Source organism: Actinomycetospora lemnae (genome assembly GCF_028737315.1).
Lineage (GTDB): Bacteria > Actinomycetota > Actinomycetes > Mycobacteriales > Pseudonocardiaceae > Actinomycetospora > Actinomycetospora lemnae.
The window spans coordinates 1-17,604 of record NZ_JAQZAO010000015.1 but is presented as its reverse complement, the minus strand read 5'-3'; the positions used below and the strand labels follow the sequence as shown (position 1 = coordinate 17,604).

Genomic DNA, 17,604 nt, shown 5'->3' with positions numbered 1-17,604 from the left:
GGGCCCGGCGGGTTCCTGCCGGCGACCGCGCCTCCCCGCGAGGAATGCTCGCGGGCGACGGTCGGGCACCGTCGCGTCGCTACAGTGGCGGCGATGTTGCGTTCGCCGGAGGCCCGTCTCACCGTCGCGGGCGCCGCGGTGGTGGGCGTGGCGTTCGGGATGGGACGGTTCGCCTTCGGGTTGACCCTGCCGGCGGTGCGCTCGGACCCGGCCCTGTCGGCCGGCGGCGTCGACGACGCCGTGCTCGGGCTGATCGCCTCGGGCTCGTTCGCCGGCTACCTCGCGGGCCTCCTCCTCGCACCCGTGCTCAGCCGGACCGTCGGGCCCCGGGCGTCGACCACCGTCGGCGGCACCTGCGGCCTCGTCGGGGGGACGCTCGTCGCGCTCGCGCCCTCGGTCGGTCTGCTCGCAGCGGGCGTCGTGCTGACCGGGAGCTCGGCGGGGTGGGTGTGGGCGGCCTACTCGGACCTCGCGACCGCCGTCGTCGATCAGGCACGCCGCCCCCGGGTGATCGCGGTGATCAGCACCGGGACCAGCGGGGGCCTCGTCGTCGTGGGACTCGTCGGTCTCGCCGCGACGGGGGTCCCGGGCTGGCGGGCGGTGTGGGCCGCCATCGCGTTCGCCTCTGCGCTCGCCGGTCTGCTCAACCTGCGGTGGACGCCACGGGTGCCGCCACTGCGCGGCGGGACCTCGGGCCGGCCCCCACTGCGGATCCTGGCCGTCCCCGTCGCCTACTCCGTCGCCTACCACGTCGGCACCACGACCTTCTTCACCTGGGCGGCCGACATGCTCCGCCGCGCCGACGTCGCCCCCGGCGTCGCACCGACGCTGTACGTGCTGATCGGCCTCGGCGGGCTCGTGGCGCTGGGCACGGGAGGGGCGTGTGCGCGCTTCGGCAACGAGCGGGTCGCCGCCGCGTGCCTGGTCTCCGTCTCGGTGGCGCTCGTCGTGCTCGGGACGGGGGCCGGGTCCTGGGTGGTGGCCCTCGCGGCGGCGATCGTCTTCGCGCCCGGCTACATGGCGGGCGCGGCGATGATGGCCGTCTGGACCGCGGCCCTCGTGCCCGACCGGGCCGGCGAGGCGCTGACGGTGGTCGTCACCGTCGGAGCGGTCAGCGCCGTGATCGCCCCGACGCTGGTGGGCCTGCTCATCGGCGCGGTCGGGCTGCCCGCCGTGCTCGTCGGCCTCGCGGTGGGGCTCGCCCTCGTCGCGGTCGGGCTGCTCACGGCTCGAACCGGTACCCCCGCCCCGCCTCCGTGACGAGGTGCCGCGGCCGCGAGGGGTCGGGCTCGAGCTTGCGGCGCAGGTGGGCGAGGTAGACGCGCAGGTAGTGGCCCTCGGTGCCGTAGGCCGGGCCCCACACCTCGCGCAGCAGCTGCTGCTGGGTGACGAGCATCCCGGGGTGGCGGGCGAGGTGCTCGAGCACGCCCCACTCGGTGGGCGACAGGTGCACCTCGGCGCCGTCGCGCACCACCTTCTTCGCGACGAGGTCGACGGTGAAGCTCGCGGTCTGCACCACCGGCGCCCCGTCCGGCGTCACCACCGCGGCCCGGCGGACCGCCGCCCGCAGCCGCGCCAGCAGCTCGGGGACGCCGAAGGGCTTGGTGACGTAGTCGTCGGCGCCGGCGTCGAGCGCGGCGATCTTGTCGGCGGAGTCGGTGCGCGCCGACAGCACGATCACCGGCACCGCGCTCCAGCCGCGCAGGCCCTCGAGGACCTCCAGCCCCGGGATGTCGGGCAGCCCGAGGTCGAGGACCACGACGTCGGGCGGCGGGTGCTCGGCCGCCGCCCGCAGCGCCCCCGCCCCGTCCGCGGCGAGCACGACGGTGTGGCCGTGCGCGGAGAGGTTGATCCGCAGGGTGCGGCGCAGGTGCGGGTCGTCGTCGACGACGAGGACGCGGCTCATCCGGGCGCCGACGCCACGACGGGCCGGGCGGCCGCCGGCAGCGACAGCACCATCGTCAGCCCGCCGCCCGGGGTGTCCTCGGCCTCGAGCGACCCGCCCATCGCCTCGGTGAAGCCCCGCGCGACGTGCAGGCCGAGCCCGACGCCGGGGGCGGCGCTGCGGTCGCCGAGGCGCTGGAACGGCGCGAACAGCCGGTCGCGCGCCTTGCGTGGCACGCCCGGCCCGGTGTCGACGACGCGCAGCTCGACGCGGTCGCCGTAGGCGCTCGCCCGGACCGCCACCTCGCCCTCGCCCCCGTGGCGCAGCGCGTTGTCGACGAGGTTCGCGACCACCCGCTCGGCGAGCCCGGCGTCGGCGAGCACGTCCGGCAGGTCCTCGGCCACCTCGACGACCACCCGGTGCCCGTCCCCGTGGCCGCCCGCCAGCGCCGCGGCCACGACCTCGTCGAGACCCACCGGCGCGCTCACCGGCGTGACGCCGCCGGCGGCGAGGCGGGAGGAGTCGAGCAGGTTGTCGACGAGCCCGGTGAGGCGGTCGGCGGACTCCTCGACGGTGGCGAGCAGCTCCTGGCGGTCCCCGGTCGACATGCGCAGCGTCGGGTCGCGCAGGCTCCCGGCCGCCGCCTTGATCGCGGTCAGCGGGGTGCGCAGGTCGTGCCCGACGGCCGAGAGCAGCGCGGTGCGCAGGCCCGCGGCGTCGGCGCGCCGCTGCGCGTCGGTGGCCTCGGCGGCCATGCGCCGATTGCGCAGGGCGAGCAGCGCCTGGCCGCTGACCGTCGCGAACAGCGCGCTCTCCGGCGCGGTCAGCGTCCGTCCGGTGCCGACGAGGTGCACGCCCTCGTCGATCTCGACGTCCACGTCGGCCTCGGCCGGCCGGCCGCAGGGCGTGCTGCCGGTGCACGCGGTGACCTCCCAGCCCTGGCCGCCACGCTCCATCAGCGCCACCGTCGCGAGCCCGAACGCCTCCCGCACCCGCTCGAGGAGCCTGGGCAGCGGGTCGGACCGCGAGAGCACCACGCGCGCGAACGACGTCAGCAGCGTCGCCTCGGCGCGCGCCGTCGCCGCCTGGGCCGCACGCCGGTCGGCGCGGTCGACCACGGCGGCGACGAGCGTCGCCACCACCACCATGGCGACGATGGCGAACGCGTTCTCCGGCTCGGCGATCGAGAGCGTGTAGAGCGGCGGGGTCAGGAGGACGTTGAGCAGGACCCCGCCGCCCACGGCGGCCACGAGCGCGGGCGCGAGCCCGCCGATCATCGCCGTCACCACGGTGGCGAGGAAGAACAGCACGACGTCGGTGGACAGGTCGACCGACTCGCGCAGCACGACGCCGACCACCGTCGCGAGCACCGGCAGGAGCACCGCGGCCGGCCAGCCGAACGCGTGGCGCCGGGCGGGCAGCGACAGCCGCCGGCGCGGCGCCCGGCCTCGATGGTCGAGCTCGGCGGCGCTGCGTCTCCCGGCCGCCTCGGCGTGGGTCACGAGGTGGACGTCGATGCTGCCGGACCGGGCGATGGTGCGGGCGCCGATGCCGGGGTCGACGGCCCGGGCCCAGCGCGACCGTCGCGACGTGCCCAGCACGAGCTGGGTGGCGTTGGCGGCGCGGGCGAAGTCGAGCAGCGCCGCCGGGACGTCGTCGCCGACCACGGTGTGGAACGACGCGCCGACGTCCTCGGCGAGCCGGCGCAGCTCGACCCCGGAGCCGCCGCCCGCCAGCCCGTCCCCGCGCAGGACGTGCACGCAGAGCAGGTCCGCCGACCCTGCGCGGCGGGCGATGCGCGCCGCGCGGCGCAGGACCGTGGCGCTCTCGGGCCCGCCGGTGACCGCGACGACCACCCTCTCGCGGGCCTCCCACACCTCCTCGGTGCCCTCGTCGTGGCGGTGGCGCTGGAGGGCGACGTCGACCTGGTCGGCGACCCACAGCAGCGCGAGCTCGCGCAGCGCGATGAGGTTGCCGGTGCGGAAGTAGTTCGCGAGCGAGGCGTCGATCTTCTCGGGCCGGTAGATGTTGCCGTGGGCCATGCGCCGGCGCAGGGCCTCGGGCGTGATGTCGACCAGCTCGATCTGGTCTGCGGCGCGCACGACGGCGTCCGGGATCGTCTCGCGCTGGCGCACGCCCGTGATCCGCTCGACGACGTCGCCCAGCGACTCGAGGTGCTGGACGTTGACGGTCGAGATCACGTCGATGCCGGCGGCCAGGAGCTCCTCGACGTCCTCCCAGCGCTTGGCGTGCCGCGAGCCCGGCGCGCAGGAGTGCGCGAGCTCGTCGACCACGCACACCTCGGGCGCGCGGGCCAGCACGGCGTCGACGTCGAGCTCGGTCAGCTCCGTCCCGCGGTGGTGCAGGACCAGCCGCGGCAGCACCTCGAGGCCCTCGAGCAGCTCGGCGGTCCGGACGCGCCCGTGCGTCTCGACCAGCCCGACGACGACGTCGGTGCCCCGCTCGATGCGGCGCCGGGCCTCGTTCAGCGCCGCGTAGGTCTTGCCGACACCGGGCGCCGCGCCGAGGTGGATGCGCAGCTCACCCCGTCCTGAGGTCACGTCCTCATCCTGCACCGACGAGTGCGGCGTTGAGCTCCGGCACGTTCACCCGCGGCTCACCCAGGAACCCGAGGGCGCGCCCCTCGGTGGCGCCCGCGACCAGCGCCCGCACCCGGTCCTCCGGCAGCCCGGTGACCCGGGCGACGCGCGGCACCTGCTGCGCCGCGTACGCGGGGCTGATGTGCGGGTCGAGACCTGACGCGGAGGCGGTGAGCGCGTCGGGCGGGATCGTCGCCGGGTCGACGCCGTCGCGGGCCGCGATCACGGCGCGGCGCTCCTGCACGGCCGTCGCCAGGTCCTCGGCGCGGGGCCCGAGGTTGGAGCCGCCGGAGGTGGTGGCGTCGGCGGGGCCGAGCCCGGCCACGGCGTCGTCGGGGGCCGACGCCGAGGGCCGGGTGTGGAACCACGGGTCGGCGGCCGGGTCCGCCGGCACCGGGTCGATCCCGATGAGCGACGAGCCGCCGCCCGGCAGCACCGAGCCCTCGGCGTCGGCGTGCAGCCCGGGCAGGCGCGAGACACCCCAGACCACGGCCGGGTAGACGACACCGCAGAGCACGGTGAGCACGAGCAGCACGCGCACCGCGGCGCCGAGCTGGCGGCGCAGCTGCGCGCCGGTGACGGCCGAGGGCGCCGCCGCCTCGGTCTCGGGCTCCTGGACAACGGTCATGATCAGCCGATCCCCGGCACGAGCCGGACGACGAGGTCGATGAGGAAGATGCCGACGAACGGGACGGCGATGCCGCCGAGCCCGTAGACGAGCAGGTTGCGGCGCAGGAGCCGGTCGGAGGTCGACGGCCGGAAGCGCACGCCGCGCAGGGCGAGCGGGATCAGCGCCACGATCACGAGGGCGTTGAAGACGACCGCCGAGAGGATCGCCGACTCCGGGGTCGCGAGCTGCATGACGTTGAGCGCGGCGAGCTGCGGGAAGATCGCCAGGAACATCGCCGGCAGGATCGCGAAGTACTTGGCGAGGTCGTTGGCGAGCGAGAACGTGGTCAGCGCTCCCCGGGTGATGAGCATCTGCTTGCCGACCTCGACCACCCCGATGAGCTTGGTGGGGTCGGAGTCGAGGTCGACCATGTTGCCGGCCTCCTTGGCCGCGGCCGTCCCCGAGTTCATGGCGACGCCCACGTCGGCCTGCGCGAGCGCCGGCGCGTCGTTGGTGCCGTCGCCGGTCATGGCGACCATGCGCCCGCCGGCCTGCTCCCGGCGGATGAGCGCGAGCTTGTCCTCGGGGGTGGCCTCGGCCAGGACGTCGTCGACGCCGGACGCGGCGGCGATCACCCGCGCCGTCACCGGGTTGTCGCCGGTGATCATCACGGTCCGGATGCCCATCGTGCGCAGCTCCGCGAACCGCTGCGCGATCCCGGGCTTCACGACGTCCGAGAGCTCGACGATCCCCAGCGCTCGTGCCCCGTCGGCGACCGCGAGCGGCGTCCCCCCGCGCTCGGCAATCTCGGTCGCGATCGCCTCGAGGCGGGCGCGGTCGGTCTCGTCGCCCAGCCAGGCCAGCACCGCCGAGGTGGCGCCCTTGCGCAGCTCGCGGTCGTCCCCGTCGGCCAGGTCCACCCCCGACATCCGCGTCGTCGCGCTGAACGGCACGAACGCCGCCGCCGCCTCGGTCGCGGTGGCCTCCGGCGAGAGCCCGTGGTCGCGGGCGATGAGCTCGACGATCGAGCGCCCCTCGGGGGTGGTGTCGGCGAGGCTCGCGAGGCGCGCGGCCGCCGCCAGCTCGCCGACGTCGACCCCGGGCAGGGCGTGCAGCGCCGTCGCGCGCCGGTTGCCGTGGGTGATCGTGCCGGTCTTGTCGAGCAGCAGCGTCGACACGTCGCCGGCGGCCTCGACCGCACGCCCCGACGTGGCGAGCACGTTGCGCTGCACGAGCCGGTCCATGCCCGCGATGCCGATCGCGGAGAGCAGCGCGCCGATGGTCGTCGGGATGAGGCACACGAGCAGGGCGACGAGGACGACGAGCGTCTGCTGCGCGCCCGAGTACGCCGCCATCGGCTGCAGCGACACGACGGCCAGCAGGAACACGATCGTCAGCGCCGAGAGCAGGATCGTCAGCGCGATCTCGTTCGGCGTCTTCTGCCGCTGCGCACCCTCGACCAGCGCGATCATCCGGTCGACGAACGACTCGCCCGGCCTCGCGGTGATCCGCACGACGATGCGGTCCGACAGCACCGTCGTGCCGCCGGTGACGGAGGAGGAGTCGCCGCCGGACTCGCGCACCACGGGCGCGGACTCGCCGGTGATCGCCGACTCGTCGACGGTCGCGATGCCCTCGACCACCTCGCCGTCGCCCGGGATCACCTGGCCGGCCTCGACGACGACGCGGTCGTCGACGCGCAGCTCGGTGGCGGGCACGGTCGAGCCGTCCTCCCGGTGCGCGACGGTGTCGGTGCGCGTCGACCGCAGCGCGTCGGCCTGGGCCCGGCCGCGACCCTCGGCGACGGCCTCGGCGAGGTTCGCGAAGACGACGGTGAACCAGAGCCAGATCGCGATCAGCCACGCGAACACGCTCGGGTCGACGATCGCCGCCACGGTGACGACCACCGAGCCGACCCACACCACGAACATCACGGGGTTGTGGACCTGGTGGCGCGGGTCGAGCTTGCGCAGGGCTGTGGGCAGCGACGCGAGCAGCTGCGCGGGCCGGAACACGCCGGCCCCGACGGCCCGGGCAGGGGTGTGGGGACGTTCCAGGACGGCCGTCATGCCAGTCCCTCCGCGATGGGGCCCAGGGCCAGGGCGGGCAGGAAGGTGATCGCCGCGACCAGCACGACCGTGCCGGCGACGAGCACCGAGAACAGGGGCGTGCCGGTCGAGAGCGTCCCGGAGGACGCCGCGACGCGCGGCTGACGGGCGAGCAGCCCGGCCAGCGCGAGCACGGCGACGATCGGCAGGAAGCGGCCGAGCAGCATCGCGATGCCGAGCGCGGTCTGGAAGAACCCGCTCGTGACCGTGAGGCCGCCGAACGCCGAGCCGTTGTTGTTCGCGGCCGAGGCGAAGGCGTAGAGGACCTCGGACAGCCCGTGGGGACCCGCGTTCGTCATCGCGTCGCCCGTCGACGGCAGGGCGATGGCCAGACCGGTGCCGAGCAGCACCAGCGCCGGCATGGTCAGCGTGACGACCACGGCGCACGTCACCTCGCGCCGTCCGAGGCGCTTGCCGAGGTACTCGGGTGTGCGCCCGACCATCAGACCGGCGAGGAACACCGCGATGATCGCGACGACGAGGATTCCGTAGAGCCCCGTGCCGACGCCGCCGGGCGTCATCTCCGAGAACAGGATGTTCAGCAGGGTCCCGCCGCCGCCGACGGCCGAGTAGCTGTCGTGCAGCGAGTTGACCGCGCCGGTGGACGTGCCGGTGGTGGTGTTCGCGAAGAGCGCGGAGCCGGGGATCCCGAACCGGACCTCCTTGCCCTCGAGGTTCGCCCCCGCGAACGCGGCGCCGGTCGCCTCCGCCGTCCAGATCACCGCGAGCACCGCGCCCCAGAGCCCGGCCATGACGGCGAGCAGGGAGACGCCCTGGCGCATCCCCGACGGGTCGAGCTCCGCTCCGCTTCGTCTCCCGCCCGAGCCCACCAGGCGGCCGAAGGTGCGCGTGAGCGCCACCGGGATCACGAGCATCAGGAAGATCTCGAGGATGTTCGACAGCGGGGTCGGGTTCTCGTACGGGTGCGCCGCGTTGGCGTTGAGGATGCCGCCGCCGTTGGTCCCGAGCTCCTTGATCGCCTCCTGCGAGGCGGCCGGGGCGATCGCCGCCGTCGAGACGGTGCCGTCCGGGCCGGTGAGGTCGACGCCCGCGCGCAGGCTCATGACGACGCCCGTCGCGACGAGCGCGACGGCGGCGACCGTCGCGATCGGCAGCAGGACGCGCGTGCAGCCGCGGACGATGTCGACCCACGCGTTGCCGAGCCGGTCGGTGCGGCTGCGGACGAAGCCGCGCACCAGCGCCACGGCGACGGCCATGCCGACCGCGGCCGAGACGACGTTCTGCACGGTCAGGCCGGCCAGCTGGACGGCGTGGCCCATGGTCGTCTCGGGGACGTAGGACTGCCAGTCGGTGTTGGTGACGAACGAGATCGCGGTGTTGAACGCGACCCCCGGCTCCACCGCCCCGCGGTCGAACGACCACGGCAGCAGCGTCTGCAGGCGCTGCAGCAGGTAGAGCAGCACGATCCCGGCGAACGAGAACGCGAGGACCGCGACGGCGTAGGTGCTCGCCCGCTGCTCGGAGCGGGGGTCGACGCGCGCCACCCGGTACACGAGGCGCTCGACGCGCCAGTCGCGCTCGTCGGTGTAGACGCGGGCCATCCAGTCCCCGAGGGGACGCCAGGCGGCCGCGAGGAGCACGAGCAGCACGAGCAGCTGCAGGGCGCCGGCCATCAGGACCGCTCCGGGCGCAGCAGCGCGATCACGAGGTGGACCAGCAGGCCGAGCGCGACCAGTCCGCCGACGACGTTCGCGACCACCTCACCGTTCACAGCCGGTCCAGCCCACGGACGGCGAGCAGCAGGACCGCGAAGACCGCGATCACCACCGCCGCGTAGAGGACGTCGAGCACCGGGTTCCCCTTCGTCGAGCGCCGCCTCGGTGGCGGCGCGCCGACCGTCGAGGTTCCGCGCGCCCACGGCCCGCGGCCGTCGCGTTGACGCGTCGTTGACGCCGCGGGGCCCCGGTTTTCACGCCCTCGCCCCACCGTGTGATCGGCGCCATGGCGGCCCCGTGACTGCGCCCACGGAAGCCTGCTCGCCGGCCGCCCGGCGACCACGCACCACGCCTCGCTCGACGTCCTCGCCGAGACCGATCCGAGCATCGAGGTCCGCCGCGACGACCGCTTCGTCGACGACGGCGACGTCGTCACCAGCTCCGGGGTCTCGGCCGGCATCGACATGGCGCTGCACCTCGTGGCGCGGCTGGTGAGCCCCGAGCGCGCCCGCCAGGTCCGTCGCGGGATCCAGTACGACCCGGAGCCGCCCGTCTGACTCCTCAGTCGCCGGTGAGCTCCCGGAGCACCGCCATCGCGTCGTCGCGGCGGTCCCAGGGCACGAACAGGTGGTCGTGGTGGAAGCCCGCGACGGCGTTGGTGCTGATCCCGGCGTCGGAGAGGGCACGGGCGATGACGGCGAGGAAGCCGACCGCCTCGAGCGCCGAGTGCACGCGCAGGGTGATGCCGGCGCAGGGGAACGTGCCGCGCAGCCCGTGCGCCGCGGCGTCGTCGGCCCGCACGACCGCCGACAGGCCCTCGTCCTCGCGGATCGTCGCGAGCGGGTCGAGGCCCGAGGGCAGCGCCGGCGCCGTCACCCAGACGTAGCGCTCGGGGTGCAGGAGGGGCGCCATGCCCGCGAGCAGGCGGTCGAGGTCGGTGTCACCGGGCACGGAGGCCATGGTGCCCCCGGACACAGCGAAGGACCCCGGGCGAGCCCGGGGTCCTTCGGTGGACGGCGTCAGACCCGCTGCACCTCGACGAAGTCGGCGTACACGATGACGTTCGCCAGGTAGTGGCCGGAGTTCCGGTCGAAGCTCCCGCCGCACGTGATGAGCCGCAGCTGGGGGTTGGCGGTGTCGTTGTAGACGGCGTCGGTCGGGAACGAGTCCTTCGGGATGGTCTCGACCCGCGACACCTCGAACACCGCCCGCTGACCGTCGGCACGGTCGACGAACACCTGGGCGCCGGCGACCACCTCGTCCAGCTTGTTGAAGATCCCCGGCTGACCGCCGCCGTTGACGTGCCCCAGGATGATGCTCGGGCCCATCTCACCGGGCGTCGGGCTCTGGTCGAACCACGACGCCTGCATCGGCTGGTCCACCGGTGGCACCTCGAGGCTGCCGTTCTCCTGCAGCCCCGTCGGCACGAGGCTCGACTCCGCCGAGATCGACGGCACGGTGACCTTGGTCGGGTTCGACGCCGCCAGCGGGTCGGGGGAGGAGAACGCCGACGGGCCGGACGAGTTCGCCCCGACGATCAGGGCCAGGAGGACCAGGATCACGACCAGGCCGATCGAGATGTTGGTCATCGACGGCCCGGACTTCGTCCCCTTGTCCGTGTCCTTGTCGGTGATGGCCATGGTCAGTTGCCCGTGTCCACGCCGCCGGAGGGGACGCGCTTGACCTGCGTCGCGTACACCTCGCCGACCGGGCGGTACTTGTACCAGTAGTGGCTCACCGAGCTGCTGAAGTAGCAGACGGTGCGGGCGTGGCCGCCGTAGTGGCCGCCGTAGTGGCCGCCACCGTGACGGTAGCCCGAGTCGTAGTTGTCACCCTGGTCCGTCGTGGTGAGGGTGGCCTCGCTGCGGTCGAGGTCGCTGTCGGTCTGGCCCGGCGTCGATCCGTCGGTCGGCTCGGCGCGGAGGTTGAGCAGGCCGGCGCCGCCGGCCGACCCCGAGGCGCCGGACCCGCCGGGGCCGACCAGGATCCCCCCGGACCCGCCGTTGCCCCCGCTGGTGCCCCCGCTGCCGTCGGAGAGGCCTCCGGTGCCGTCGCTGAGGCCTCCGGTGCCGCCGGGGGTGCCCCCACCGGTGCCCCCACCGAGGCCGCCGTCGAGGCCGCCGTCGAGGCCGCCGTCGAGGCCGCCGTCGAGGCCGCCGTCGAGGCCGCCGTCGAGGCCGCCGTCGGTGCCGCCGTCGGTGCCGCCGTCGGTGCCGCCGTCGGTGCCGCCGTCGGTGCCGCCGTCGGTGCCGCCGTCGGTGCCTGCGTCGACGACGTCATCGAGGGGCGTGTCCTCAGCAGCGTCGGTCAGGGGGTCGAGCACGGGGTCGAGGATGGGGTCGAGCGGGTTGGTGTCGGTGCCGGTGTCCGTGGAGCTGTCGGGCGAGCCGTCGTTGTGGCCGTCGTTGTGGCCGTCGCCGTGGTCGTCGCGGTGGCCGTCGCGGTGCGGGTGGTAGTTGACCTCGACGCAGGAATTGCCCGAGTAGTAGTCGGTCGCGGACGCCGACCCCACGCCGAGCGACCCGATGAGCAGGACCCCGGCCCCGAGCACCAGGAACCGGCGTCCCTTCTCCTGACTGATCATGCCTCTCTCCGTCCCCGGCCCTCGCCGGCCCGATCCCTGCACTGACCCGTCGCCCCGTCGACGTTGTCCGTGTCGGGTGTCACCCGTTGGTTGTTACTCGCTGGAAGCTTTGTGACGAAAGCGTTAGCTCAGGCGTCGGACAGCGCCTTCGTTCCCGGAGCCGAGTCACGTTCCGTCGACCGGTCGAGGCCCGCCTCGCCCTCCTCGGCGGCGACGACCACGACCGGCTCCGGTGCGGCGTCCACGGGCTCCCGCGCGTCCGGCACGTCCACCAGCCCGTCGTCGGCCACGGGCTGCATGGCGAGCGGCGTCGGCGGCTCCTCGCGGCGTCGACGTCGGAGACGCCCGACCCGGTCGCGGGCCCACCGCAGGACCTGCTCGGCGCGCTCCGGCGGGAGGAACGCCAGGTACAGGGTCACGATGGTCATGCTGAAGAAGCCGACGGCCAGGGTGAGCTCGATCGACAGGTGCAGGAGCACGCCGATCGCGAGCACGTAGGGCCGCGCCACCTTGTTCCACACCAGGACGCCGACCGCGAGCTCCCCGGCGAGCGTGCCGTAGGTGGCGAGCTGGGCGAGCACCAGCGAGTCGGTGACGAACGACGGGACCGGCAGACGGCTGACCTCGCCGATCCGCACCGCGTACGACACCGCCGTGCCGTCGCGCCAGTGCGCGCCGCCCGCCTTCTCCCAGACGGTCGAGATGTAGATGACGCTCAGCTGGATCTGGGCGAGCCGCAGGGCCCAGGGCGCGCGCCGGGGGAAGCTCCAGAGGTTCGCGCGGTCGCTGCGCCACCGGTCCACCGACACCGCGGAGCCGGCCGGCATGAGGAGCACGTAGAACGAGACGATCCGCAGCAGCGCGTCGCCCGCGTTGAAGGCGAGCGGGGCCGAGCGCGTCACCGACATCATCACGACGAAGACGATCAGCGCCGCCAGCCGCGTGCGGAACCCGACGGCGAGTGCGACGGCGGCGAGCAGGCCGACCACCCACAGCACCCAGATCGCCGGCGTGCCCAGGACGAGGCTGAACATCGTCCAGCTGCCGAAGGGCAGGTCGCGGGCCGTGATGACGCCGCGGTCGCCGAAGAACGGCTCGAGGACGGGGAGGAGCGAGACCATCCAGAGGGTCGCGAGGACGCCGAAGACGATGCGGATGACCTCGACCGGTGCCGTCGACTGCGGCGCGAACCAGAACCGGTTCCACCCCGCGCGTGCCCGCGCCCACCGCCCGCTCATCGCCGGCTCGCGGGGGTCGTGAAGAACGGGATCTCCCGCCACTCACCGGCGTCGGGGCCCGGGCCGGGAGGCAGGTTCTGCCGGGTCTGGCGGACCAGCGTCACGCGAACCGGCTCGTGCCCGGCGGCGCGGTCCTGGTCGGCGATCCAGCCGGCGAACGCGACGCGCTCCCGTTCCGCGCCGCGCTTGCGCCACATCTGCTCGGCGTACTTGCGCCAGCGGTAGTCCCAGTACTCCGCGATCCCGATGCCGCCCTCCATCGGGTAGACGCCGACGGTCCCGTCCGCGCGGTCGACGCGCGCGACGACCTGGTTGGTGGTGGTCGGCGGGCTGGGGGAGAACACGCCCCACCCCTGGTCGACGCCGGAGGCGAGCAGGAAGGGCCTCGTCACGTCGCGCAGTTCCTCGCGGAGCTGGGACCTCGGCGCGACGCTCGCGAGCATCCCGAGGAGGACCAGCACGATCAGCACCGAGACGCCGAGGCGCTTCCGGCCGCTCATCTCCGGGGCGTCGTCCCGCGCCTCGTCCAGGTCCTCGGACGGCCGGGGTGGGCCCTCCGTCTCCTGGGTCGTCGTCACGATGTCCCCCGAACTCTCGACCGGCGTGCTCGCTCTCACACATCGCCGTGACGGGCTGAGTGTTACCGGGCAGGCAAGTAGGCCGCTCATCTCAGTGACCGATGAGGTGTCGGGACTACGGTGTCGGCGTGCTCGCGCGCCAGGGACACCGGCTCGTCGCGCTGCTCGTGCTGCTGGCCGGGGCGCTCGTGCTCCTCGTGCCGGCGGCCGGGGCGCACGAGTCGACGCCCACCGGCATCACCCGCCTCGAGCTCGACCTCGGTGTCCGGGCCCTGGCGCTGACGATCACCGCGCCGCCCGGAGGCGCGGGTCGCCTGCCGGTCGTCGTGCTCCCGCGGGGTGACGCCCCGCCCGGCGAGGTCACGCTCGCCGCCGTCCGGCCGGGAGCCGCACCCGGGGGGCGCGTCGCCGTGCCCGTCGCCCCGGTCGGGCAGCCGCAGGAGGCCCTGCTCGCCGTCGACGGTCCCGGCGCGTGGGAGGTCCTCGTCGCCGACGGCGCCACGGTCGCCCGGGTGCCGATCACCGTCGCCGCGCCCGCGGGCACACCCGGCTGGGTGTGGGCGGTGCGGGTCGGGGCGCTGGTCGGGGTCGTCGCGCTGGTCGCCGCGCTGAGCCCCGGTGTGCGGCAGCGACCCCGCCTCGCGGTCGGTCTCGGGGCGGTAGCCCTGGTCGGCGTGACGGTGGCGGTGACCGCGGTGGCGACGGCCCCGGCAACCCCGACCACCCCGACCGCCGCGACCACGGCCGCGTCGGCACCGACCGCCTCCGCCCCGCTGCCCGCGACACCACCGGCCGGCGGGCACGCCGGCCACGCGGCCCACGGCGCGGCCGCCGCTCCCGCCGACGCACCCGCCCCCGTCCCCACGACCGCCGGCAGCGTCGTGCTCACGGCCACCACCACCTCGCCGGCGACCGCGGGCCGCCCCGTCGACCTGCAGCTCGGCCTCACCGACTCCGCCAGCGGCGCGGTCGTCGACGACCTCGCCGTCCACGACGAGGCCCTCGTCCACCTCGCGGTGATCGGACCCGACCGGGGGCTCACCCACGTCCACCCCGTCCGGACCGCGCCCGGCCGCTACGTCGTGCGCCTGACCCCGGGGACGGCGGGGCGCTACGGCGTGTTCGCCGAGATGGAGCGGGCGGGCGACGGCGGGCACCACGTCGCGCGGACCGCGATCGACGTCGGCGGACCCGCGCCCGCCGCGGCGGCGCCGTCGGCGGGACCGGGAGCGCGTCAGGTCGACGGGATGCAGGTCGACGTGGCCGTGGCCGACGCCGTGGCCGGGAACCCGACGCGGGTCGTGGCGCGGTTCTCCGAGAACGGCCGGCCGGTCACCGACCTGCAGGGATGGCTCGGGATGGCCGCGCACCTGATGCTGCTCGGCCCGAGCGTCGCCGGTGCGCCGGATCCCGTCGACCCCGCGTCGGCGTTCGGGCACGTCCACGACATGGGCGTCGCGGGACCCGCGGGCACCTACGGGCCGGAGGTCGCCTTCGACCACACCTTCCCGCGCGCCGGGCGCCACCAGCTGTGGGTGCAGGTGCAGCGCGACTGGCGGATCGTCACGGTGCCGGTGACCGTCGACGTGGCGCCAGGGTCGACCCCGTCACCGTGACGGCGCGGCGAAGTGCCGTACGAGCCGACGGTGGCGGTGGGCGAAGAACGCCGCGAGCACCGGGCGCAGGAGCGGGCCGGCCCACCGCAGGACGGCGCGGGGCTCGTAGGTGACGCGGTCGGTGACGGTCGCGCCGCCGTCCGCGCCCGGCACGACCGTCCGCTCGTGCTCCCAGCGGCGCATGCTCGCCATCGTCGACTGCTCGAGGAACCGCCGACCCGGCTCGAGCTCGGTGACGACGAGGTCGTCGTAGTCGATCGGCACGAGCCCGCCGAGTCGCAGCCACGCCCGCCCGACCGGCTCGCCGGGGCGCACGGCGTCGATCGTCAGGTCCCCGGCGTCGCGCGGGAGCGCCATCGTCAGCCACGGCCGCATCTCGTCGTTGATGCCGTCCGGTGTCACGATCCGGGCCCACACCGCGGCCGGCGACGCGGGGATGCGCGAGGTCCGGTCGAAGCCCCAGGCGCGCGGCACGGGGCGGAGTCTGCCTCAGGCGTAGAGGGCCTCGGCGTTGCCGGCGAGGGTGAGCCGGCCGAGCTCGCCGTCGCCCATCGCCTCGGCCATGCGGGCGAGCTCGCCGGTGCGGTCGCCCCACGGCTCGTCGCTGGCGAACAGGACGCGGTCGTGCCCGAGGCCGCGGCGCTCGATCTCGGCGGCGAGCCACCGGGGTGCGAAGCCGATCGCCCAGCTCGTGTCGGTGTAGACCTGCTTGCCGGCCGCGATCCAGTCGAAGAACCGGCCGCCGATCAGCTTGATGTGCCCGCTCATGCCGCCGCCGAGGTGCACGAGGTGCAGCTTCACGTCGTCGGCGTAGCGCTCGACGAGCTCGCCGACCTCGTCGATGTCCGACGCCGCACCCGGCGAGGTGTGGACGTGCACGACCCGCCCGTGCTCGCGGGCCGCGGCGAAGATCGCGTCGAGCTGGGGCCGGCAGGCCTCGTCCGACGCGCCGCCGCCGAGCAGGAAGCTGATCTTGATGACGCGGACGTCGGGCTCGGCCGCGAGCCGCAGCGCCGCCGCGGTCTGCTCGGCGTCCTGCGGGCGGGGGGAGGCCCAGATGCCGGCCCGGATGCGCGGGTCCTTCTGCGCGGCCTCGAGGCAGAGCTCGTTGAGGGCGAAGGAGGCGCTCGCGTCCGGGACGCCGTAGTTCGGGATGGCGACGGCGAGCTCGGTGCCCTCGGCGTCGAGGTCGGCGCGCAGGTCGTCGATCGTCGCCCGGGCGGTGATGTCGGGGTTGACCGGCGGCCCGCCGTAGAAGGGGTACGCGGGCAGGACGCCGAGGTGGCGGTGGGCGTCGTGGACGGCAGGGACGACGCGGTCGGGGAGGGCCATGCCGCGAGTCCAGCAAGTGCGTGTTGCCGGGTGGTTGCGTCCGGACTCCTGGCGTGTGACGCGGCTCGTGCTCCGGGCGCCCGTCGCTCGTGAGAGCGTGCCTGTCCGTGCGCACGGTGCAGGTGGTGGGGATCGGTCTGGGTGACCCGGGGCAGCTGACGCTCGACGCGGTCGAGGCGCTCGGCGGCGTGGACGTGGTGGTGCTGCTGCACAAGCCGGGGCCGGCGGACGAGCTGACCGCGATCCGCGCGCAGATCGTCGAGCGCTTCGCCCCGCAGGCCCGCGTCGTGGAGCGCGACGACGCGGTGCGCGACCGGACGTCCCCCGACTACGAGGGCGCCACCGAGCGCTGGCGCGACGAGCGGGCCGCGCTCTACGAGCAGACGCTGCTCGACGAGGTGCCCGACGGCGGCTCGTGCGCGCTGCTCGTGTGGGGCGACCCGGCGATCTACGACGGCACGGTCGAGATGCTCCACCGCCTCGACGCCCGCGGCCGCGTGGCGCTCGACTGGCGGGTGGTCCCGGGGCTCGGCGCGCCGTCGGTGCTGGCCGCGGCGCACCGGACGACCCTGACCCGCACCGCCCGGGCCGCCACGATCACCCCCGCCCGCCGAGTGCTCGACGACAGCGTCGACTCGGGGGAGGCGGACCTCGTCGTCATGCTCGACGGCTCCCGCGACCACGGCCTGGCGCACCTGCCCGACGACGCCGAGGTCTACTGGGGCGCGTACGTCGGGACGCCCGACGAGGTGCTGATCGCCGGCCGTGTCGGCGACGTCCGGGAGCGGATCCTCGCCGCCCGCGCCGAGCACCGGGAGCGGAAGGGCTGGCTCATGGACACCTACCTGGTGCGCCGGCGCTGATGGAGCTCGAGGCGGTGTACCGCGCCTACCTGGACTGTCTGAACGAGCGCGGGTTCGACCGCCTCGGCGAGTACGTGCACGGCGCGCTGGAGTACAACGGCGCTGCGCTGACGCTGGACGACTACCGCGAGCTGCTGGCCGGGGACGTGGCGGCGATCCCGGACCTGCGGTACGTGGTGGACCTGCTGGTCGTCGACGGCGAGCACGTGGCCTGCCGGCTGTGGTTCGACTGCACGCCGCGGGGCACGTTCCGCGGGCTGGCGGTCGACGGCCGGCGGGTCGGGTTCGCGGAGCACGTCTTCTACCGCTTCCGCGAGGGCCGGATCGCCCAGGTGTGGTCGGTGATCGACACCGACGCGGTGCGGCGGCAGCTGGAGAACTGAGGACCCGGCCTGGTCAGAAGGGTGGCGGGTCGGGGTCGGGGTCGATCCGTGTGGCGGCCCGTTGCGGGTTCTGGGCGTCGCGGTGGGCCTGGCGCAGCAGGTCGTAGAGGCCGGGGGTGTGGGGCGGTCGG

At 74.9% G+C, this 17,604-nt stretch carries 17 protein-coding genes; 4 read left to right on the top strand and 13 right to left on the bottom strand.

Features of this window, described 5'->3' with window-relative positions:
- Positions 1 to 93 precede the first annotated feature (93 nt).
- Positions 94 to 1,260, top strand: a complete 1,167-nt coding sequence (locus tag PGB27_RS25565; protein ID WP_274203265.1) for an MFS transporter — start codon at positions 94 to 96, stop codon at positions 1,258 to 1,260.
- On the opposite strand, the gene PGB27_RS25560 is transcribed toward PGB27_RS25565, so the two are convergent.
- From PGB27_RS25560 to PGB27_RS25510, 11 genes are all read right to left on the bottom strand, one after another.
- Complete coding sequence (locus PGB27_RS25560; protein WP_274203264.1) at positions 1,223 to 1,906, bottom strand: response regulator; 684 nt, start codon at positions 1,904 to 1,906, stop codon at positions 1,223 to 1,225. The two genes, PGB27_RS25565 and PGB27_RS25560, sit on opposite strands and share 38 nt — an antisense overlap.
- On the bottom strand, positions 1,903 to 4,446 hold the full coding sequence (locus PGB27_RS25555; protein WP_274203263.1) for an ATP-binding protein: 2,544 nt from the start codon (positions 4,444 to 4,446) through the stop codon (positions 1,903 to 1,905). The genes PGB27_RS25560 and PGB27_RS25555 overlap by 4 nt, the downstream gene beginning before the upstream one ends.
- A gap of 4 nt (positions 4,447 to 4,450) precedes the next feature.
- Positions 4,451 to 5,113, bottom strand: a complete 663-nt coding sequence (locus PGB27_RS25550; RefSeq protein WP_274203262.1) for a potassium-transporting ATPase subunit C — start codon at positions 5,111 to 5,113, stop codon at positions 4,451 to 4,453.
- Between the two features lie 2 nt (positions 5,114 to 5,115).
- Entirely contained in the window at positions 5,116 to 7,164 is a 2,049-nt protein-coding gene (kdpB, locus tag PGB27_RS25545; RefSeq protein ID WP_274203261.1) for a potassium-transporting ATPase subunit KdpB, read from the bottom strand.
- Positions 7,161 to 8,837: a potassium-transporting ATPase subunit KdpA gene (gene kdpA / locus PGB27_RS25540; protein WP_274203260.1), complete on the bottom strand. Its 1,677-nt coding sequence runs from the start codon at positions 8,835 to 8,837 to the stop codon at positions 7,161 to 7,163. The genes kdpB and kdpA overlap by 4 nt, the downstream gene beginning before the upstream one ends.
- The gene (kdpF, locus tag PGB27_RS25535) at positions 8,837 to 8,935 is read right to left on the bottom strand and encodes a K(+)-transporting ATPase subunit F (RefSeq protein ID WP_274203259.1); all 99 of its coding nucleotides are present in this window, start codon (positions 8,933 to 8,935) and stop codon (positions 8,837 to 8,839) included. The genes kdpA and kdpF overlap by 1 nt, the downstream gene beginning before the upstream one ends.
- Before the next feature lie 505 nt (positions 8,936 to 9,440).
- Complete coding sequence (locus PGB27_RS25530) at positions 9,441 to 9,830, bottom strand: ACT domain-containing protein (protein ID WP_274203258.1); 390 nt, start codon at positions 9,828 to 9,830, stop codon at positions 9,441 to 9,443.
- A gap of 68 nt (positions 9,831 to 9,898) precedes the next feature.
- Positions 9,899 to 10,519 carry a class F sortase gene (locus tag PGB27_RS25525; RefSeq protein WP_274203257.1) on the bottom strand — a complete coding sequence of 207 codons (621 nt, stop codon included), beginning with the start codon at positions 10,517 to 10,519 and terminating at the stop codon, positions 9,899 to 9,901.
- Between the two features lie 2 nt (positions 10,520 to 10,521).
- Positions 10,522 to 11,463, bottom strand: a complete 942-nt coding sequence (locus PGB27_RS25520) for a hypothetical protein (RefSeq protein WP_274203256.1) — start codon at positions 11,461 to 11,463, stop codon at positions 10,522 to 10,524.
- Between the two features lie 128 nt (positions 11,464 to 11,591).
- On the bottom strand, positions 11,592 to 12,701 hold the full coding sequence (locus tag PGB27_RS25515) for an HTTM domain-containing protein (RefSeq protein WP_274203255.1): 1,110 nt from the start codon (positions 12,699 to 12,701) through the stop codon (positions 11,592 to 11,594).
- A complete protein-coding gene (locus PGB27_RS25510; RefSeq protein ID WP_274203254.1) occupies positions 12,698 to 13,279 on the bottom strand; it encodes a hypothetical protein in 582 nt (193 codons plus the stop codon). Before PGB27_RS25510 ends, PGB27_RS25515 begins: the two co-directional genes overlap by 4 nt.
- Before the next feature lie 128 nt (positions 13,280 to 13,407).
- On the opposite strand from PGB27_RS25510, the gene PGB27_RS25505 reads away from it, so the two are divergent.
- A complete protein-coding gene (locus tag PGB27_RS25505) occupies positions 13,408 to 14,895 on the top strand; it encodes a hypothetical protein (protein WP_274203253.1) in 1,488 nt (495 codons plus the stop codon).
- On the opposite strand, the gene PGB27_RS25500 is transcribed toward PGB27_RS25505, so the two are convergent.
- Both PGB27_RS25500 and PGB27_RS25495 read right to left on the bottom strand, forming a co-directional pair.
- Positions 14,887 to 15,369 carry an SRPBCC family protein gene (locus tag PGB27_RS25500; protein WP_274203252.1) on the bottom strand — a complete coding sequence of 161 codons (483 nt, stop codon included), beginning with the start codon at positions 15,367 to 15,369 and terminating at the stop codon, positions 14,887 to 14,889. The two genes, PGB27_RS25505 and PGB27_RS25500, sit on opposite strands and share 9 nt — an antisense overlap.
- Positions 15,370 to 15,384: 15 nt before the next feature.
- Positions 15,385 to 16,227: an amidohydrolase family protein gene (locus tag PGB27_RS25495; protein WP_274203251.1), complete on the bottom strand. Its 843-nt coding sequence runs from the start codon at positions 16,225 to 16,227 to the stop codon at positions 15,385 to 15,387.
- A 107-nt stretch (positions 16,228 to 16,334) separates the two neighbouring features.
- On the opposite strand from PGB27_RS25495, the gene cobF reads away from it, so the two are divergent.
- Positions 16,335 to 17,090, top strand: a complete 756-nt coding sequence (gene cobF, locus PGB27_RS25490) for a precorrin-6A synthase (deacetylating) (RefSeq protein ID WP_274203250.1) — start codon at positions 16,335 to 16,337, stop codon at positions 17,088 to 17,090.
- Positions 17,090 to 17,473 (top strand): ester cyclase, encoded by a 384-nt coding sequence (locus PGB27_RS25485; RefSeq protein ID WP_274203249.1) that lies wholly within the window; start codon positions 17,090 to 17,092, stop codon positions 17,471 to 17,473. The genes cobF and PGB27_RS25485 overlap by 1 nt, the downstream gene beginning before the upstream one ends.
- Positions 17,474 to 17,604 lie beyond the last annotated feature (131 nt).